This window comes from Streptomyces prunicolor NBRC 13075, assembly GCF_000367365.1.
Lineage (GTDB): Bacteria > Actinomycetota > Actinomycetes > Streptomycetales > Streptomycetaceae > Streptomyces > Streptomyces prunicolor.
Map to the genome: position 1 here is coordinate 1 of NZ_BARF01000130.1, position 17,367 is coordinate 17,367.

A 17,367-nucleotide genomic window follows, 5' to 3' on the forward strand; every position below is an offset into this window, starting at 1 on the left:
AGCCGCACCCAAGACTCGAGGCGGCCGTGACGTCCATCCGACCCCGCTGACTTCACGGCCGCCTCGTCACCAACTCCCCATGACCAAACCCCAGTTACGCACCAAGGACGCCATGACCCAGCAGCACTCGGCCATCGCCCCGACACCGAACCCCGCTCAAGCCAAGCGCAGCGACCGGCGCGGCGACTGGTGGCGGGACGCGGTGATCTACCAGGTCTACCCCCGCAGTTTCGCCGACAGCAACGGCGACGGAATGGGCGACCTGGAAGGCGTACGCGCCCGCCTCCCGTACCTGCGCGACCTCGGGATCGACGCCGTCTGGCTCAGCCCGTTCTACGCCTCCCCGCAGGCGGACGCAGGCTACGACGTCGCCGACTACCGTGCCGTGGACCCCATGTTCGGCAACCTCCTCGACGCCGACGCGCTGATCCGGGACGCCCACGGACTTGGCCTGCGCATCATCGTCGACCTCGTCCCGAACCACTCCTCGGACCAACACGAGTGGTTCAAGCGGGCGTTGCGCGAGGGCCCCGGCTCACCGCTGCGGGAGCGCTACCACTTCCGCCCCGGCAAGGGCGAGCACGGCGAACTCCCGCCCAACGACTGGGAGTCCATCTTCGGCGGCCCGGCCTGGACCCGGGTCACCGAACCGGACGGCTCGGCGGGGGAGTGGTACCTGCACCTCTTCGCGCCGGAGCAGCCCGACTTCAACTGGGAACACCCGGCGGTGGGCGACGAGTTCCGCTCGATCCTCCGCTTCTGGCTGGACATCGGAGTCGACGGCTTCCGCATCGACGTGGCCCACGGCCTGGTCAAGGCGGAGGGCCTGCCCGACCTCGGCTCGCACGAGCAACTCAAACTCCTGGGCAACGATGTCATGCCGTTCTTCGACCAGGACGGCGTGCACGACGTCTACCGTCAGTGGCGCACGGTCCTCGACGAGTACGCGGGAAATAAGTTGGGGCCCGAAGGGCCTTCCTTGGAAGGGCGGGGGCGGGAGACGGGCGGGCGCATCTTCGTCGCCGAGGCATGGACCCCGACCGTCGAGCGCACCGCGAACTACGTCCGCCCGGACGAGCTCCACCAGGCCTTCAACTTCCAGTACCTGTCGACCGATTGGGACGCGGCGGAACTCCGTACGGTCATCGACCGCACCCTGGAGGCCATGCGTCCCGTCGGCGCCCCCGCCACCTGGGTCCTCTCGAACCACGACGTCACCCGGCACGCCACCCGCTTCGCCAACCCGCCCGGCCTCGGCACCCAGATCCGCACGGCGGGCGACCGGGAGCTGGGCCTGCGCCGAGCCCGCGCGGCATCGCTGCTGATGCTGGCGCTGCCCGGCTCGGCATACATCTACCAGGGCGAGGAACTCGGCCTCCCGGATGTCGTCGACCTCCCGGACGAAGTCCGCCAGGACCCCGCGTACTTCAGGGGTGCGGGCCAGGACGGCTTCCGGGACGGCTGCCGGGTGCCGATCCCGTGGACGCGCACCGGATCGTCGTACGGCTTCGGAAACGGCGGGAGTTGGCTGCCGCAGCCGGACGGCTGGGGCGAGTTGAGCATCGAGGCGCAGACGGGCACGGCCGGCTCGACGCTGGAGCTGTACCGCGCCGCGCTGGCCGCCCGCCGTACCCAGCCCGACCTCGGTGCGGGCGACTCGGTGGAGTGGCTGCGGGCGCCCGAGGGTGTACTCGCCTTCCGGCGTGGGGAGTTCGTGTGTGTCGCGAACACGAGCGGGGAGTCGGTGACGACACCGGCGTACGGTCGTCTCCTGCTCGCGAGCGGTGAGGTGACGGAGACGGACGGCGAGGCGAAGCTGCCCGCCGATACGACGACATGGTGGACAACCACACCGTAACCACCCCTCAACTCCCGCTCCGCCACTGGAAGTTCTTGCATCAACTTCACACGGCCCGCTGCCCTTTTGGGCGGCGGGCCTCTAACATCTGGGCGACCGCAAGGTTTCCATGAAGTTTCAGCAAGAACCTTCAACGGAGAAGGAACCCCACATGGCCAACACCAGATCACTTGCAGGAGCTTGTGCCCTCGCCGCCGCGACAGCCCTCCTGGTGCCCGGCACCGCACACGCCTCCCCGCCCGGCACCAAGGACGTCACCGCCGTCCTCTTCGAGTGGAACTTCGCCTCGGTCGCCAAGGAGTGCACCAACACCTTCGGCCCCGCCGGTTACGGCTACGTCCAGGTCTCCCCGCCCGCCGAGCACATACAGGGCTCGCAGTGGTGGACGTCGTACCAGCCGGTGAGCTACAAGATCGCGGGCCGGCTCGGCGACGCGACCGCCTTCCAGAACATGATCAACACGTGTCACGCGGCGGGCGTGAAGGTCGTCGTCGACACGGTCATCAACCACATGTCGGCGGGCAGCGGCACCGGCACCGGCGGTTCGTCGTACACGAAGTACAACTACCCCGGCCTGTACTCCTCGTACGACATGGACGACTGCACGTCGACGATCAGCGACTACACGAACCGCGCCAACGTCCAGAACTGCGAACTGGTGGGCCTGGCCGACCTGGACACGGGCGAGGAGTACGTCCGCGCCACCATCGCCGGCTACATGAACACCCTCCTCGGCTACGGCGCCGACGGCTTCCGCATCGACGCGGCCAAGCACATCCCGGCGACCGACCTCGCGAACATCAAGTCCCGCCTGAGCAACCCCTCCGCGTACTGGAAGCAGGAGGTCATCTACGGCTCCGGCGAGGCCGTCCAGCCCACCGAGTACACCGGCAACGGCGACGTCCAGGAGTTCCGCTACGCCTACGACCTCAAGCGCGTCTTCAACAACGAGAACCTCGCCTACCTGAAGAACTACGGCGAGGGCTGGGGCTACATGAGCAGCTCGGTGGCGGCAGTCTTCGTCGACAACCACGACACAGAGCGCAACGGATCGACCTTGAACTACAAGGACGGCGCCAACTACACCCTGGCCAACGTCTTCATGCTCGCCTACCCCTACGGCGCCCCGGACATCAACTCCGGCTACGAATGGTCGGACGCGGACGCCGGCCCGCCCAACGGCGGCTCGGTGACGGCCTGTTGGCAGGACGGCTGGAAGTGCCAGCACGCCTGGCCGGAGATCAAGTCCATGGTCGCCTTCCGCAACGCGACGAGCGGCCAGTCCCTCACCAACTGGTGGGACGACGGCAACGACGCGATCGGCTTCGGCCGGGGCAGCAAGGGCTACGTCGCCATCAACCACGAGTCGTACTCGCTGACGCAGACGTACCAGACATCGCTGGCCGCGGGCACGTACTGCAACGTGCAGAACAGCACGACGGTGACCGTGAACTCCAGCGGGCAGTTCACGGCGACGCTGGGTTCGAACACGGCGTTGGCGATCTACTCGGGCAAGTCGAGCTGCTGACCGAGGAGATGCCTTTTCGTCTCCGGCTACGCTGCCGCCATGATGCGTGCGGTGGTGTTCGACGTCGGTGAGTGCCTGGTGGACGAGAGCCGGGAGTACGGCACTTGGGCCGATTGGCTCGGCGTACCCCGGCACACGTTCCACGCGATGTTCGGTGCGGTCATCGCGCAGGGCCGGGACTACCGCGAGGTGTTCCAGGCGTTCCGGCCCGGCTTCGACCTGTACGAGGAGCGCGAGAAGCGGGCCGCCGCAGGCAAGCCGGAGTCCTTCGACGAGGAGGACCTGTACGAGGACGTGCGGCCCGCGCTGGCGCGGTTGCGCGCCGACGGCCTGTGGCTGGGCATCGCTGGCAACCAGACGATCCGCGCCGGGAAGATCCTCCGGGACCTGTTCACCGAGGACGTCGACCTCATCGGTACGTCGGACGACTGGGGGGCCAGCAAGCCGGACCTTGAGTTCTTCCGACGCGTGGCCGAGGCCGTCCCCTTCGCTGCCGACGAGATCCTCTACGTCGGCGACCGCGTCGACAACGATCTGCGGCCGGCCGTAGCGGCGGGCATGCACACGGCCCTGGTGCACCGAGGACCGTGGGCGACGATCCAATGGAGGACCGAGGAAGCCGAGAACCTCCCGACGTTCAGAGTCGAGAGCCTCTCGGAACTGCCCGCACTGATCGCGAACTTCAACGACTCAGCGCGCTGACCGTCGTCGACCAGCCGTACAGCCGGTCGTCGAGTTCGCGCACACAACGCTCATGCTGGTGCGGCGCCAGAGTGCGCCGCACCTCGCGCACCCGGTCCATTCCCATCGCGTACCAGGTCCGTTCCAACTGGCCGAGCGCCCGCAGCGCGTAGCGGCAGGCCTCGTCCGGGTGCCCGGCCGCTGCCTCGACGGCGGCAAGGTCTCCGAGTACGACGGTCGCCTGCTTCTCCTCACTCGGGTCGAGCGAATCGAGCACCCCGAGGAGGGTTTCCCTGGCCTGGGGCAGATGCCCGGCCTTCAACTGCGTGTTGCCTTTGAAGGCCGCGAGCCGAACAGGGCTGAACCAGTCCAACCAGTCCGGGCTTTGCTGCTCGGAGCCTGCGACGAGCGTGTCTTCAGCGTGTCCGATGAGGTGCAGTGCCGTACGGGTGTCGCCGCACCGGGTCTCGCACTCCGCCTCGACCGCGTCCAGCCAAGCGAGCAACTCGGCCGAGGGGGCGCCCCGCCGGGCGTAGGTGCGCGCGGCGACCATCCGCTCGGCTGCCTTGTCCCGCTCGCCCTCCCACGCGGGGATGAAGGCGGTGTGCGCCAGGACGGCCGCGCCGAGCAGCGGGTCGTCGGCTTCGCCTGCGGCCTGGAGCGCGAGCAGCAGGGTGTTCCTGGCCCGGTCGGCGTCACGCATGTCGAAGAACTCGATGCGTCCGGCGAGCAAGTAGGACTCCGCGAGGGCTGCGGCTACGGCCCGCCGGGTCTGGCCTGCGGTTTCGGTGAGCAGGGCACAGCCGAGGGAGCCGTGGGCCTGCGCGGCGGGGTGCAGTGTGGCGGGCGCGACGGACCAGTACAGGCGCCGGTGAGATCGGGTGACGGCCAGGAAGTCCGTTGCGACGGTGGCGGGTTGCATGGTGATGGCCGTCGTAGGGACTGCGGCCAGCCCTACGACGGCGGCCGTGGCCGCGAGAACGGAGCGGTGGCCGCGGTCGGGTTGGGCGGTGTTCGACGAGCTGAAGCCCAACGAGTCGAGATCCTGGCCGAGTTCACGCGTGAGGGCCTGCGCCTGGTCCGGCTGAGGTGACGGAGGATTCTCGGACTCCCAGCGCCGCACCTGGCGGACTCCGACCCCGAGGGCGTCGGCGAGGGCCTGTTGCGATCCGAACCCGGCCGCCAGCCGGGCCGCCTTGAGTCGGGTGTTGCCTGCGGGCCGTGGCACTGTGCTGTACCTCCATGTCGAGCGCTGCGGACAGTGTCACCCGAAGTCCTCGATCTGGCTACCCATCACTCCGTGAGGCCAACGAAAGTCCCATTCAAGGCAGTTGAAAGACCTCTTGAAGTCCTCGTTATCGGTATCTATGAGGGCCATTCTGAAACAGACCTGATCTTCTGTGTTTCGAGGAGTCGCAATGCCGCCCACACGATTGCCGACCGCTGCGGGGTGCACGCTGCAGGACGCGGGCCTGGACTGGGACGTGATCCGGGTACCGCGCCAACTGGGTATCGCCGCCATGGCTGTTCTGGGCGCCAGCTGCGGAGCCGTACTGGAGTACCAACCCAAAGACGTCGTCTACTACTTCGTCGCTCGCGGTACCGCTGCCGGGTGGGCAGTCGAGGGGACCCATCCGATCGGCAAGGGCGGCACCCTCGCTATCCCGCCGACACGATGTACGCAGCCACCGGGCCCGCACTGGCGGATCTGTCCCGGGGAGCGCGACTGGCTCACCGATGCGCGGACTCTCCGGGCTGCCCTTGAGGGCTGCTTACGCTCCGAGAGCGGATGGGAGCGGTCGGCATGAGCAACCCCGCTTCGGGTCTGGTCCCTGGTGTCCTGGAGGTCTTGGCGTTGCCGTCGCTCGACGAACTCACCGATGAGCAGGCGCGCGGCGTGACTTGCGTCTGGGGCGGTGAGCGGTTGACGACCGAGACGGCCGTCGACCTGGGAGAGCAGCCAGAGCCCGGGCGCTGGTTTCCCAGAGCGTGCCGTCAGTGCGTGGCCGGGCGTGCGCACCAGGGACTGTTCGCTCATGGCTCGACGTGCAAGGACTGCGCGGACGATGCCGCTGCGTGCCCGGTCGGGAGAGGCCTGTACCGCTTGGTGAGGGATTGTCGCCGGTGAATTTCTGCGGCCGTTGCGACGAGCTGATCAGGCGCGACGAGGAGTTCACGGAGCACGACAAACTGTCACCCTCGGCTGCGGGTACGACGATCTACCTGCATGTGAAGGACTGCAAAAGGGTGCCGACCCAGACGACCCAGGTATCCCTTGGTCATTGAGTCGGCCTGCTGATCCACGGTGTTGGACGGCGGCGGCGCGAGGGGGCACGTCGCCGCCGTCCGGCCCGTGGGGGATCAGGGGGTGACGGTGATGTGCTTCGCGAGGGCCGTCACCGAGAGGTCGCCGTGGTCGACCCACTGGGGGAGGGCCAGGGTCTTGTGCTGGGTGGAGGCGGGCGGGGTGATCTCCAGGTAGGCGGCGTGGACCGCGCCCGACGTGCCGGTGTTGGCGTGGGTCCAGGCGACCACGGCCTCGGCGCTCTCGCCGTCCTTGAGGGTGAGGGTCTTCTTGCCGGGGTTGTGCGCGTACCAGGTGTTGCCCCAGGTGGTGTGGGTCGTGAGCTTCTTGTGGGCGGAGTTCTCCAGGCCCAGGCCGGGGTAACCGCGCAGCGCGCAGGTCTTGCCGCTGAGGTTGCGCAACCTGATGACGATGCCCGCGTGGTTCATGCCACCGCCGAGCTGCCGGCCGTAGGTCGCCTTCAGCGCGGCGGCGGAGCAGGTCGGGGTGGCCTTCGCCGTGGCCGTACCACTGGAGGTCGCGGCGTTGGCGGTACCCGCCCAGGCCGCGAGGCCCAGGCCGACGACGGCGCCCAGGCCGACCATCGTGCGCCCGAGCTTGCGGTCGGCGCGCCGGTGCTTGGCGGTGCCGGGCTGGTCGGTGGTGTTCAGGTGCTCGTTCACGGTGATGATCCCCACTCCTGCTTCGCGGGCCGTGGTCTGCGGCCCGCACCGTCCTTCTGGTGCCGTACACAAGGTTCGATGCGCGGTATCGCGGATTTGTTCGCGGGCGAAGGTAAGAGAATCCGCGTGCCGCTGTGGAGCGGGGTCCGTGTGAGGTCAGTGGACGCGCGGTCGGCACCGCCGTAGCTCGGGAGCCGGTCTGCCGGTCGCGAGTTCGTCCGCGACGAGGCGTCCGGCGGTGGGCGCCAGGGTGATGGCGGAGTGCATGACGGCGACGTAGACGGAACGATCGTGAGTCGCGTATCCGATGAGGGGCCCGTGCGCCGGCATGGGGCGGCTGCTGGTGAGCTGGCCCAGCAGGCGGCATTCGGCGCTTCCTCGGAAGGCCGCCTTCAGATGGCGGAGCGCGTCTTGGGCGGCCCGCTCAGCCCCTCCCGCTGCGCCTGCAGCCTGCTGCGGTAGGACCAGCAGGAGGTTGGCGTCGCGTACCTCTCGGACCTCGAAATCGGGGCTGGCCACGATGGTCTTGACCAGGCCCGGGGGTGCTGCGACCCGCGCGAGGGTGGCTGGGGAGGCGGCCACGGCCAGGTCGGCCGGTAGTCGCTCGCACAGCTGGGGGATGGCGGTTCCGGCCGTGAGCACGACGGTGGTGGCGGGGTGGAGTCCGGTCGGTGTCAGGGCTCCCGTGACGTGCCCGTTGGTGATCTGGAAGGAGGCGACCGCGGTGTCGTGGAGCACGGTTGCTCCGTGGGCGACGGCGGCTTCAACGAGTGCGCGGGCCAAGGCAGTTGGGTCGACGCCCGCGTCGCTCGGGGTGTGGACGGCCTGCTCGGGTGGGTGTCGGAGGTTGGGTTCCAGGGCCGCGATGTCGCTTCGCCCGATGCGGAAATGGCCCGGCTCCGGTCGTGAGTCTCCGGCTGGTACGTCGGCCCAGGACAGCGAACCGGTCCTCCGGACGGTGACCTGGGGCAGCTCGTTCTCCAGGCGCCGGTAGTCCGCCAGGACGTGCTCACGGAGATCCCGTGCGCCACCGGGCCAGTCGCCGCCCGAGCGGCCGATCCAGGCGAAGGAACCTCCGGTGACCCCGGCGGCCGGTGCCGGTCCTTGTTCGAGGAGAGTGACCGGGACGCCTCGACGGGCCAGGTGGTAGGCCACCGAGGAACCGACGATTCCCGCACCGACAACGACAACGGCTGACATGACGTCCTCCTTGGGTTTGTACGTGTACGTGTGATCGGTCCGGCCAGGCGTTTCGTGTGACGGTGGCATCCTTGGCCGGTGTACTCACCTGATCACGTAGGGGCCGTGTTCTTCGACGTCGACGGCACTCTGGTCCCGGGGACCAGTTCGTCGGTCTTCCTGGCCCAATTCCTCGGCCATCGCAACGAGTTGGCCAAGGCCGAGGACGCCTATGCCTCCGGCGCCTGGGACAATCGGCAAGTCTCCGAGCTGGATGCGGCGGGCTGGGCGGGCGTGTCCGTGGAGCGGATCTCCGGCCGGCTCGACGGGCTCCCGTTGGTCATGGGCATCGCGGAGACCGTGGCCTGGTGCCGACGGAACGGGCTGGTGCCCGTGCTGGCCACCTTGGCCTGGTCCCCGGTCGGCAGCTACTTGGCCGACCGCTTCGGGTTCCACTCGTTCAGCGGGCCTCGGCTGGAGACTGCCGACGGCCGGTTCACGGGACGTGTGGCGCGGCACTTCGACGAGCATGACAAACGAGACTTCTCCCTTGCCCAGGCGCAATCGCTGGGACTGGCCCCTCACTCGTGCGCGGCTGTCGGCGACAGCCGATCCGACCTGCCGCTGTTTTCGTCCGTCGGGTTGAGCGTGGCGTTCAACGCGTCGGCGGACGCCAGGGCAGCGGCGACGGCCACTGTGGATGACGACGACCTGCGAAGTGTGCTTCCCGTCTTGAGCCGCCTGGTCACAGCCAGTCGTTGAGGGCCACAACAAGGACCGTCGCCTCGTAGATCGCCATCCCCACCGGACCGACAGATCCGAGCGCTGCCACCGGGCGGTCAGCCGCCCGCCGCGCGGTGGTGCTGGAAGAGCCCCAGGGCCGCCACCGACGCCGCGTCCTTGAACCGGCCTCCGGCGATCAGCCGCCACACGTCCGCCTCGGAGAACCAACGGCTCACCAAGCCGGCCTCCTCCTCGTCCAGGTCAGGTTCACCAGGGGTGAGATCGGTGGCGAGAATGACATGAAACCCCTGGTCACAGTATCCGTATGCCTCGTACAGATGCCCCAGCGGAGTGAGCGTTCCAGCGGTCAGCCCTGTCTCCTCCGCCAGTTCACCTCGGGCCAGAACCAGCGGGTCCGCATCCGGCCGGTCCTCCCACGTGCCCTGCGGAAACTCCCAGTAGCGAGCCTTGACCGGGTAGCGGTACTGCTCCACGAGGTGGAAACCACCGTCCGCATACGGAACGATCAACGAGAAGTCGGGCTTGTGCACCACGCCGTACAGGCCCTCCGCGCCGTCATGACGCAGCGTCCTGTCCTCGCGAACGGTCATCCAGCGGTTCCGGTAAACCACGGTTGAGCTGGTTGCCGTGAGCTCGTGCTCAGGTAACGGCGCATCGGAGATCATGTTCTGACGTTAGTCCAACCCAAAGAGGCGATCGATCGCGGCCCTCTTGTAGTAGTCCGTGCCCCCGACCGTGATGTGTTTACGCGGGGCGTCCTCCCGGCCCAGCAGAGTCCTCACCCGCTCGCGTCGCCGCTCGGCCGTCCCGTCGTGGCCGGCCTGTTCCAGGAGCCCCGCGATGTCGCTGCGGGCGACCAGCCCGTGACGGGGCATCAACTGCCCTGCCGCGGCGGCGAGATAGGCCCGTGCGACGGTGTGGGCGACACCCAGTTCCCAGGCGAGCCGCGTCGTGGTCAGGTCCTCCGGGGCTGCCAACGCCGACTCCAGCCGGGCGACGACTGCCGGGATCCGTCCGTCCGCGCGCCGCGCCGCGTACCCCGGCCGCTCGGTGTCGTACCAGAGGAACCACTCGGCTACGGCTCCTGCGTCCCGCTTGCGCTCCACGGCCGGCGGGAACGGCCTGAGCGGGTGGTTCTCGTAGGTCTTCGCCAAGTTGCTGACGGCGCCAGGAGTCACACCGCGTCGCCTCGCGATGTCGGCCCACCCCCACTGCTCGCCGGGGGCATGGCTCAAGCGTCGGGGTTCTGCCGCCAGCCGCGGGCCGGTGCGCCGCGCCGTCGTGCTGTCCCCGGGCTCGAAGAGGTTCCGCCGGACCAGGGTCAACGCCGCCTCGCGTTCGATGAGTTGGGCGTTGTGCGGGCCCGTGCGGACGCGGGACGGGTCGAGGGGGCATTCGGCCAGCCAGTTCCGGACCGTTTTCTCCGCGACTCCGGCCAGCTCCCGCAACTGCCTGCGGGTGAGCCAGGGTTCGCCCAGTGCGGCGAGCCGTTGCTCGAACTGTTCTCGCGTCGTGGTCATCCCCTTCATCGTCCCGCCCCGGCCTCAACGGCACCCGCGCCGGGTCCCGTTGAGGCCGAAACGCCGTCCCCTACTCGTCGTACGGCCGCATGACCGTGAGCATGCTGAACAGGACCGAGTGCATACGGCTCACGAGTTCGGCGGGGACCTCCGTGGTCCGGGTGTTGCTGCCGTCCCGTTCGGCGATGGTGATGAGGGCGCCGCCGGGGATGTCCAACTCCTCTTGGTGGCGAGGTAGTTGGGCCAGTTCGCCGACCAGCCGGGACAGGGACCTCGCGGTGACCTCCTGCTCGGGTGCCGGTGCGGTCAGCGGTCGGTGGCCGTCGTGGCGCAGGCCCGCCTCGGTGACGTAGCGGGCGACGTGCTTCGCCATCAGGGCGATGTCGGGCCCGCCGTTCGCCGCTCCGGGATCGTGGTCCTGCGAAACCGAAACCGAAACCGGAGTCGGAGCCGAGTGGTAGACGACCGTGGATCTGTCGCCGGGGCCCCTGTGCCGGACGAGCCAGCCGGTGACCTGTGACAGTTGCGGAGGGAGTGACTCCGGGGCGCCGACGATGAGTTGGGTGCCGTCGGCGAGGTGGACGCAGATCAGATGACAGCCCCCGGTGGTGGTGACGATCGCCGCGTCCAGGCCGTTGCTCCGCAGCGCGTCCAGGACCGGTCCGTACTGCGGCCCGGTCAGCCCGGGGGCGCGGGCGTAGCCGAGGATCGCCCCGACCACGGGCTCAGGGGTGGCCGCCCACTCCAGATAGCCGCACTCGTTCGTACGGGTTCCGAGGAAGGTACGGCGCTGCCAGAACAGCCGGGGCTCGGTCCCGCCGCGGCTCGGCCCGAGGATCAACTGGTCCCCGCTGCTGGGCAGGTTGACGACGATCTGGCCGTCGTCGGTCAGGGCGACGTCCAGCGCCTCCGCTCTCAAGGCCTCCACCAGGTGGGATAACTCCATCAAAGGCTCCATCGACGGCTCCATCAAAGGCTTTCCTCTCGCATGCCCTTGGTTGCCTAGGTAAATCTATTGACCAAAGGTGGTGAACTGGGCGGCCCGGAGCGGATCGTGTCCTACCCGGAGGTGTGTCGCGGGTGACGGCCGCGCCGAGGGGTGAGGCCCGGGTCCGTGTTCCGCGATGTGCAACAGGTGCGGCCTGTAGGACGGGTTGTCGGAGTGATCGGTTCCAGACCATTCCGGTGGGAAACAGCCACGGGCACCGCACCCTTGCTGCGGGCGACCGCCGTGAGTACTGCACGCTTTCCGCGGCGACAGCCGTGAGCGCCGCACCCTTTCCGCAGGCGCCCGGCAACGAAGAAGCTGAAAATTCTTTCTCCCCCTTTCATAACTCTTGCTGCAACCCTTGCGTCGGCGATACCGTCTCGCCGGGGTCGGACCCGAACTGAGCCGTAATCGCAAGGAGTTCACGCCTGTGATACCGAGATGGCCGGCGCCCCGCACGCGCCGCACCGAGCGACGGAGAAGGGCCACCGGCGTCATCGTCGCCGCACTCCTCGCGGCGTTCGTCCAACCCCTCGCCGCCCACGCCACGACCCCGCCCGCACCCCCGTCGGACGCCAAGCTGGCCGCCACACCCGCCCGGCACGACGACACCCGCGAGCAGTTCTACTTCGTGCTGCCGGACCGGTTCGCGAACGGCGACACTGCCAACGACCAAGGCGGGCTTACCGGTTCACGCCTCAGCACCGGCTACGACCCCACCGACAAGGGCTTCTACCAGGGCGGCGACCTCAAGGGCCTGACAAAGAAGCTCGACTACATCAAGGGCCTCGGCACCACCGCCATCTGGATGGCCCCGATCTTCAAGAACCAGCCCGTACAGGGCTCGGGGAGCGACGCCTCCGCCGGCTACCACGGTTACTGGATAACGGACTTCACCCAGGTCGACCCGCACTTCGGCACCAACAAGGACCTCGCGACCCTCATCTCCAAGGCCCACGCCAAGGGCATGAAGGTCTTCTTCGACGTCATCACCAACCACACCGCCGACGTCGTCGACTATGAGGGCAAGTCCTACGACTACCTCTCCAAGGGCGCCTTCCCCTACCTGACCAAGGACGGGCAGCCCTTCGACGACGCCGACTACGCGGACGGCACCAAGACCTTCCCCACCGTCTCCACCTCCTCCTTCCCGAAGACCCCGACCGTCCCCGCCGACAAGGCGAACGCGAAGGTCCCGTCCTGGCTCAACGACCCGACGATGTACCACAATCGGGGCGACTCGACCTACGTCGGCGAGAACGCCACCTACGGCGACTTCTCCGGCCTCGACGACCTGTGGACCGAACGCCCCGAGGTCGTCAGAGGCATGGAGAAGATCTACGAGAAGTGGGTCCGCGACTTCGACGTCGACGGCTTCCGCATCGACACCGTCAAGCACGTCGACATGGACTTCTGGACCCAATGGGCCACCGCGCTCGACAACTACGCGGCCCAGCACGGCCGGAAGAACTTCTTCATGTTCGGCGAGGTCTACTCCGCCGACACCTCGATCACTTCGCCGTACGTCACCCAGGGCCGCCTGGACGCCACGCTCGACTTCCCCTTCCAGGACGCGGCGCGCGCCTACGCCTCCCAGGGCGGCAGCGCGCAGAAGCTCGCGAGTGTCTTCGGCGACGACTACAAGTACACGACCGACAAGGCGAACGCCTACGAGCAGGTCACCTTCCTCGGCAACCACGACATGGGCCGCATCGGCTACTTCCTCGACCAGGACAACCCGAAGGCCACCGACGCCCAACTCCTCGCCAAGGACAGGCTCGCCAACGAGCTGATGTTCCTCAGCCGCGGCAACCCCGTCGTCTACTACGGCGACGAACAGGGCTTCACCGGCTCCGGCGGCGACAAGGACGCCCGCCAGACGATGTTCGCGTCGAAGGTCGCCGACTACCTCGATGACGACGAGATCGGCACCGATCGGACTGCTGCCAGCGACGCCTACGACTCAACTGCCCCGCTGTACAAGCAGATTGCCGCTCTCTCGAAGCTGCGCAAGGACCACCCCGCCCTCACCGACGGCGTCCAGACCGAGCGCTACGCGGCCGACGGCGCCGGTGTCTACGCCTTCACGCGGACGGGCACGAGATCGGACAAGAACGAGTACATCGTCGCCCTCAACAACGCCGACACGGCCAAGACGGTGACCTTCGCGACCGGTTCGCCGGACATGAAATACCGGGGGATCTACGGCACTTCGGCCACCGCGACGAGCGGCGCCGACAACAAGGTCACCGTCACCGTCCCCGCCGGTACCGCGATCGTCCTCAAGGCGGCCGGCACCCTCGCCAAGCCCGTCACCAACCCCACGATCACTCTCAAGGCCCCGGACGCCGGCGCCACCGGCACCGTCGAGCTGAGCGCCGACGTCACCGGCGGTCAGCTCAACCGGGTCGTCTTCGCCGCCCAGACCGGCAACGGCAAGTGGCAGACCCTGGGCTCCGCCGACCATGCCCCGTACAAGGTCACTCAGGCCATCGGGAAGGACGTGGCACCCGGAACAGCCTTGCGCTACAAGGCAGTTGTGGTCGACTCGGCCGGGCACACGGCGAGCGCGACAGCCGCCTCCACCACCGGCACCCCGCCCGCCGAAGAGATCCCCACCGCCTCCTCGCGCGACTACGCGATCGTCCACTACAAGCGCACCGACGGCGACTACGCCAACTGGGGCCTGTACGCCTGGGGCGACCTCGCCGACGGCGAGGCGACGACCTGGCCGGCCAGTCACCCCTTCGTCGGACAGGACGCCTACGGCGCCTTCGCCTACGTCAAGTTGAAGCCCGGCGCCTCCAGCGTCAGCTTCCTGGTGATCGACAAGGACGGCAACAAGGACGTCACCGCCGACCGTTCGATCGACGTCACGGCGACCGGCGAGGTGTGGATCGAGCAGGGCAAGGAGGCCGTGCAGACCCAGCGACCCGACTACCCGGCGCAGGACACCACCAAGGCCGTCATCCACTACCACCGCGCGGACGGTGACTACTCCGGCTGGGGGTTGCACGTCTGGACGGGTGCCGCGAGCCCCACGGACTGGTCGAGCCCGCTCCAGCCGGTGAAGACCGACGCCTATGGCGCGGTTTACGAGGTGCCGCTCAACTCCGGTGCCACCAGCCTCAGTTACATCCTCCACAAGGGCGACGAGAAGGACCTCTCCGCCGATCAGTCGCTCGACCTCAAGACCAACGGCAACGAGGTCTGGCTCTTGAACGGCCAGGAGAAGTACCTCCTGCCGCAGCCCGCCGGTAGCGCGGCAGCCCTCGACCTGACCACCTCCAAGGCGGTCTGGATCGACCGGAACACGGTCGCCTGGAACGGCTCCGACGCGGCTGCCTCCACTCAACTCCTGTACTCCCACGACGGTTCGATCGCCGTGAAGGACGGCACGCTGACGAGCGACGACGAGCGCTGGCTGCGCCTGTCGAAGACCACGCTCACCGACGCCCAGAAGGCCAAGTTCCCCTATCTGAAGCACTATTCGGCCTGGTCGGTCGATCCACGTGACCGAGACCGCGTCAAGGAGGCCCTGAACGGGCAGCTCGTCGCCTCCCAACGAGCCGTGAACGGCGCGGTGTTGGCGGCCACTGGTGTGCAGATCGCCGGAGTGCTCGACGACGTGTACGGCTCCGCGACCAAGGCCGACCTGGGCCCGACCTTCCACAACGGCCGCCCCACGCTGGCCGTTTGGGCGCCGACCGCGCAGAGCGTGTCCCTCGACCTCGACGGCTCGCCCAAGAAGATGAGCCGGAACTCCACCACCGGCGTCTGGTCCGTCACCGGTCCCGCCTCCTGGACGAACAGGCCGTACCGGTACGTCGTGAAGGTGTGGGCGCCGACCGTCCAGAAGCTGGTCACCAACGAGGTCACCGACCCCTACTCGGTCGCCCTCACCGCCGACTCGGAGCGCAGCCTCGTCGTCGACCTCGACGCCAAGTCCCTTGCCCCCAGCGGCTGGTCGAGCCTGAAGAAGCCGAAGGCGGTGGCGCTGAAGGACGCCGAGATCCAGGAGCTGCACATCCGGGACTTCTCCGTCGCGGACAAGACGGTTCCCGCGAAGGATCAGGGGACCTATCTCGCCTTCGCCGACAAGAACAGCGACGGCTCGAAGCACCTGCGCGAGCTGGCCAAGTCCGGGACGTCGTACGTGCATCTGCTGCCCGCCTTCGACATCGCCACCATCCCGGAGAAGAAGTCCGAGCAGTCGACCACCGACTGCGATCTCGCCTCCTACGCCGCCGACTCGGAGCAGCAGCAGGAGTGCGTGGCGGCCGTCGCCGCGAAGGACGCCTACAACTGGGGTTACGACCCTTACCACTTCACGGTCCCCGAGGGTTCGTACGCGACCGACCCGGACGGCACCGGCCGTACCGTCGAGTTCCGCAAGATGGTCAAGTCGCTGAACGAGGACGGGCTCCGGGTCGTCATGGACGTGGTCTACAACCACACGGCGGCCAGCGGGCAGGCGGACTACTCGGTCCTCGACAAGATCGTGCCCGGCTACTACCAGCGGCTCCTCGCCGACGGCAGCGTGGCCAACTCCACCTGCTGTGCCAACACGGCGACCGAGAACGCCATGATGGGCAAGCTCGTCGTCGACTCCGTGGTCACCTGGGCCAAGGAGTACAAGGTCGACGGCTTCCGCTTCGACCTCATGGGCCACCAGCCGAAGGCCAACATCCTCGCCGTACGCAAGGCGTTGGACGCGCTGACCCTCGCGAAGGACGGCGTCGACGGCAAGAAGATCATCATGTACGGCGAGGGCTGGAACTTCGGCGAGGTCGCCGACGACGCCCGTTTCGTACAGGCCACGCAGAAGAACATGGCCGGCACGGGCATCGCGACCTTCTCCGACCGGGCCCGTGACGCCGTACGCGGCGGCAGCCCCTTCGACGAGGACCCGGGGGTGCAGGGCTTCGCGTCCGGCCTGTACACCGACCCCAACTCCTCCACCGCGAACGGCACTTCGGCCGAGCAGAAGGCCCGCCTCCTGCACTACCAGGACCTCATCAAGGTCGGCCTGAGCGGCAACCTCGCGAAGTATCACTTCACCGACACCGACGGGAAGGACGTCACCGGCGCCGAGATCGACTACAACGGCGCTTCCGCCGGATACGCGGACGCGCCCGGCGACGCCCTCGCCTACGTCGACGCGCACGACAACGAGTCGCTGTTCGACGCCCTCACCTACAAGTTGCCCGCCACGACGAGCGCCGCCGACCGGGCCCGGATGCAGGTCCTCGCGATGGCCACCGCCACGCTCTCGCAGGGACCGTCGCTCTCCCAGGCCGGGACCGACCTGTTGCGCTCCAAGTCCCTGGACCGCAACTCGTTCGACAGCGGTGACTGGTTCAACGCGATCCACTGGAACTGCGCGGACGGCAACGGCTTCGGGCGGGGGCTGCCGATGGCCGCCGACAACGAGTCCAAGTGGCCGTACGCGAAAGGCCTGTTGACGTCGGTGAAGGTCGGCTGCGGGCAGATCGAGGGGGCCTCGGCCGCGTATCAGGATCTGCTGAAGATCCGTACGACGGAATCCGTCTTCTCGCTCGGCACGGCCGGGCAGGTGCAGTCGGAGATGTCCTTCCCGCTGTCCGGAAAGGATGAGACGCCCGGCGTGATCACCATGGAACTCGGCGATCTCGTCGTGGTGTTCAACGCGACGCCCACCGAACAGGACCAGCGGGTCGAGGAGTTGGCCGGGACCGGATACCGACTGCACCCGGTGCAGGCGGCGGGCGCGGACGCCACCGTGAAATCGGCCTCGTACACGAAGGTTTCGGGCACCTTCGCCGTTCCGGGACGCACTGTGGCGGTATTCACCCGGACACCCTGAAAGCGCATTACCGTAGAGGGGCAGGCTGCGGACACCGGCCTGCCCCACCGGTGTGTC

General features: G+C 68.2%; 11 protein-coding genes. 5 read left to right on the plus strand and 6 right to left on the minus strand.

Annotation, left to right across the window (positions count from 1 at the left end; all coding sequences use genetic code 11):
• Positions 1-112 precede the first annotated feature (112 nt).
• The 3 genes from SPR02S_RS49205 (at position 113) to SPR02S_RS49215 (ending at position 4,088) form a co-directional block, all read left to right on the plus strand.
• On the plus strand, positions 113-1,858 hold the full coding sequence (locus SPR02S_RS49205; protein ID WP_019064443.1) for a glycoside hydrolase family 13 protein: 1,746 nt from the start codon (positions 113-115) through the stop codon (positions 1,856-1,858).
• A gap of 151 nt (positions 1,859-2,009) precedes the next feature.
• Positions 2,010-3,386 (plus strand): alpha-amylase, encoded by a 1,377-nt coding sequence (locus SPR02S_RS49210; protein WP_026151601.1) that lies wholly within the window; start codon positions 2,010-2,012, stop codon positions 3,384-3,386.
• A 39-nt stretch (positions 3,387-3,425) separates the two neighbouring features.
• On the plus strand, positions 3,426-4,088 hold the full coding sequence (locus tag SPR02S_RS49215; RefSeq protein ID WP_019064445.1) for an HAD family hydrolase: 663 nt from the start codon (positions 3,426-3,428) through the stop codon (positions 4,086-4,088).
• On the opposite strand, the gene SPR02S_RS49220 is transcribed toward SPR02S_RS49215, so the two are convergent.
• The 3 genes from SPR02S_RS49220 to SPR02S_RS49240 all read right to left on the minus strand — a co-directional run bounded on the left by SPR02S_RS49220 (position 4,069) and on the right by SPR02S_RS49240 (position 8,234).
• Complete coding sequence (locus SPR02S_RS49220) at positions 4,069-5,295, minus strand: helix-turn-helix transcriptional regulator (RefSeq protein ID WP_019064446.1); 1,227 nt, start codon at positions 5,293-5,295, stop codon at positions 4,069-4,071. The two genes, SPR02S_RS49215 and SPR02S_RS49220, sit on opposite strands and share 20 nt — an antisense overlap.
• 1,133 nt (positions 5,296-6,428) lie before the next feature.
• Positions 6,429-7,034: a DUF4232 domain-containing protein gene (locus SPR02S_RS49235; RefSeq protein ID WP_245607763.1), complete on the minus strand. Its 606-nt coding sequence runs from the start codon at positions 7,032-7,034 to the stop codon at positions 6,429-6,431.
• Positions 7,035-7,190: 156 nt separating this feature from the next.
• The gene (locus SPR02S_RS49240) at positions 7,191-8,234 is read right to left on the minus strand and encodes an NAD(P)/FAD-dependent oxidoreductase (protein ID WP_019064449.1); all 1,044 of its coding nucleotides are present in this window, start codon (positions 8,232-8,234) and stop codon (positions 7,191-7,193) included.
• Between the two features lie 78 nt (positions 8,235-8,312).
• Here SPR02S_RS49240 and SPR02S_RS49245 point away from each other — a divergent pair, with 78 nt between their 5' ends.
• Entirely contained in the window at positions 8,313-8,975 is a 663-nt protein-coding gene (locus tag SPR02S_RS49245) for an HAD family hydrolase (RefSeq protein WP_026151603.1), read from the plus strand.
• A 77-nt stretch (positions 8,976-9,052) separates the two neighbouring features.
• Here SPR02S_RS49245 and SPR02S_RS49250 read toward each other — a convergent pair whose 3' ends face one another.
• The 3 genes from SPR02S_RS49250 to SPR02S_RS49260 all read right to left on the minus strand — a co-directional run bounded on the left by SPR02S_RS49250 (position 9,053) and on the right by SPR02S_RS49260 (position 11,423).
• Complete coding sequence (locus tag SPR02S_RS49250) at positions 9,053-9,622, minus strand: NUDIX domain-containing protein (protein ID WP_052347194.1); 570 nt, start codon at positions 9,620-9,622, stop codon at positions 9,053-9,055.
• 9 nt (positions 9,623-9,631) lie between these two features.
• Positions 9,632-10,477, minus strand: coding sequence for a hypothetical protein (locus SPR02S_RS49255; RefSeq protein WP_019064452.1), 846 nt, complete (start codon positions 10,475-10,477; stop codon positions 9,632-9,634).
• Between the two features lie 70 nt (positions 10,478-10,547).
• The gene (locus SPR02S_RS49260; protein ID WP_019064453.1) at positions 10,548-11,423 is read right to left on the minus strand and encodes a hypothetical protein; all 876 of its coding nucleotides are present in this window, start codon (positions 11,421-11,423) and stop codon (positions 10,548-10,550) included.
• 472 nt (positions 11,424-11,895) lie between these two features.
• Between SPR02S_RS49260 and pulA the strand changes: the two genes are divergently transcribed.
• Positions 11,896-17,310 carry a pullulanase-type alpha-1,6-glucosidase gene (gene pulA / locus SPR02S_RS49265; RefSeq protein ID WP_019064454.1) on the plus strand — a complete coding sequence of 1,805 codons (5,415 nt, stop codon included), beginning with the start codon at positions 11,896-11,898 and terminating at the stop codon, positions 17,308-17,310.
• Positions 17,311-17,367: the final 57 nt, after the last annotated feature.

What these genes read in the sequence shown, in the direction of transcription:
- SPR02S_RS49240 (WP_019064449.1), bottom strand. Translation starts at nt 8,234, where the DNA reads ATGTCAGCCGTTGTCGTTGTCGGTGCGGGAATCGTCGGTTCCTCGGTG.
- SPR02S_RS49215 (WP_019064445.1), top strand. Translation starts at nt 3,426, where the DNA reads ATGATGCGTGCGGTGGTGTTCGACGTCGGTGAGTGCCTGGTGGACGAG.
- SPR02S_RS49250 (WP_052347194.1), bottom strand. Translation starts at nt 9,622, where the DNA reads ATGATCTCCGATGCGCCGTTACCTGAGCACGAGCTCACGGCAACCAGC.
- SPR02S_RS49210 (WP_026151601.1), top strand. Translation starts at nt 2,010, where the DNA reads ATGGCCAACACCAGATCACTTGCAGGAGCTTGTGCCCTCGCCGCCGCG.
- SPR02S_RS49205 (WP_019064443.1), top strand. Translation starts at nt 113, where the DNA reads ATGACCCAGCAGCACTCGGCCATCGCCCCGACACCGAACCCCGCTCAA.
- SPR02S_RS49260 (WP_019064453.1), bottom strand. Translation starts at nt 11,423, where the DNA reads ATGGAGTTATCCCACCTGGTGGAGGCCTTGAGAGCGGAGGCGCTGGAC.
- SPR02S_RS49255 (WP_019064452.1), bottom strand. Translation starts at nt 10,477, where the DNA reads ATGACCACGACGCGAGAACAGTTCGAGCAACGGCTCGCCGCACTGGGC.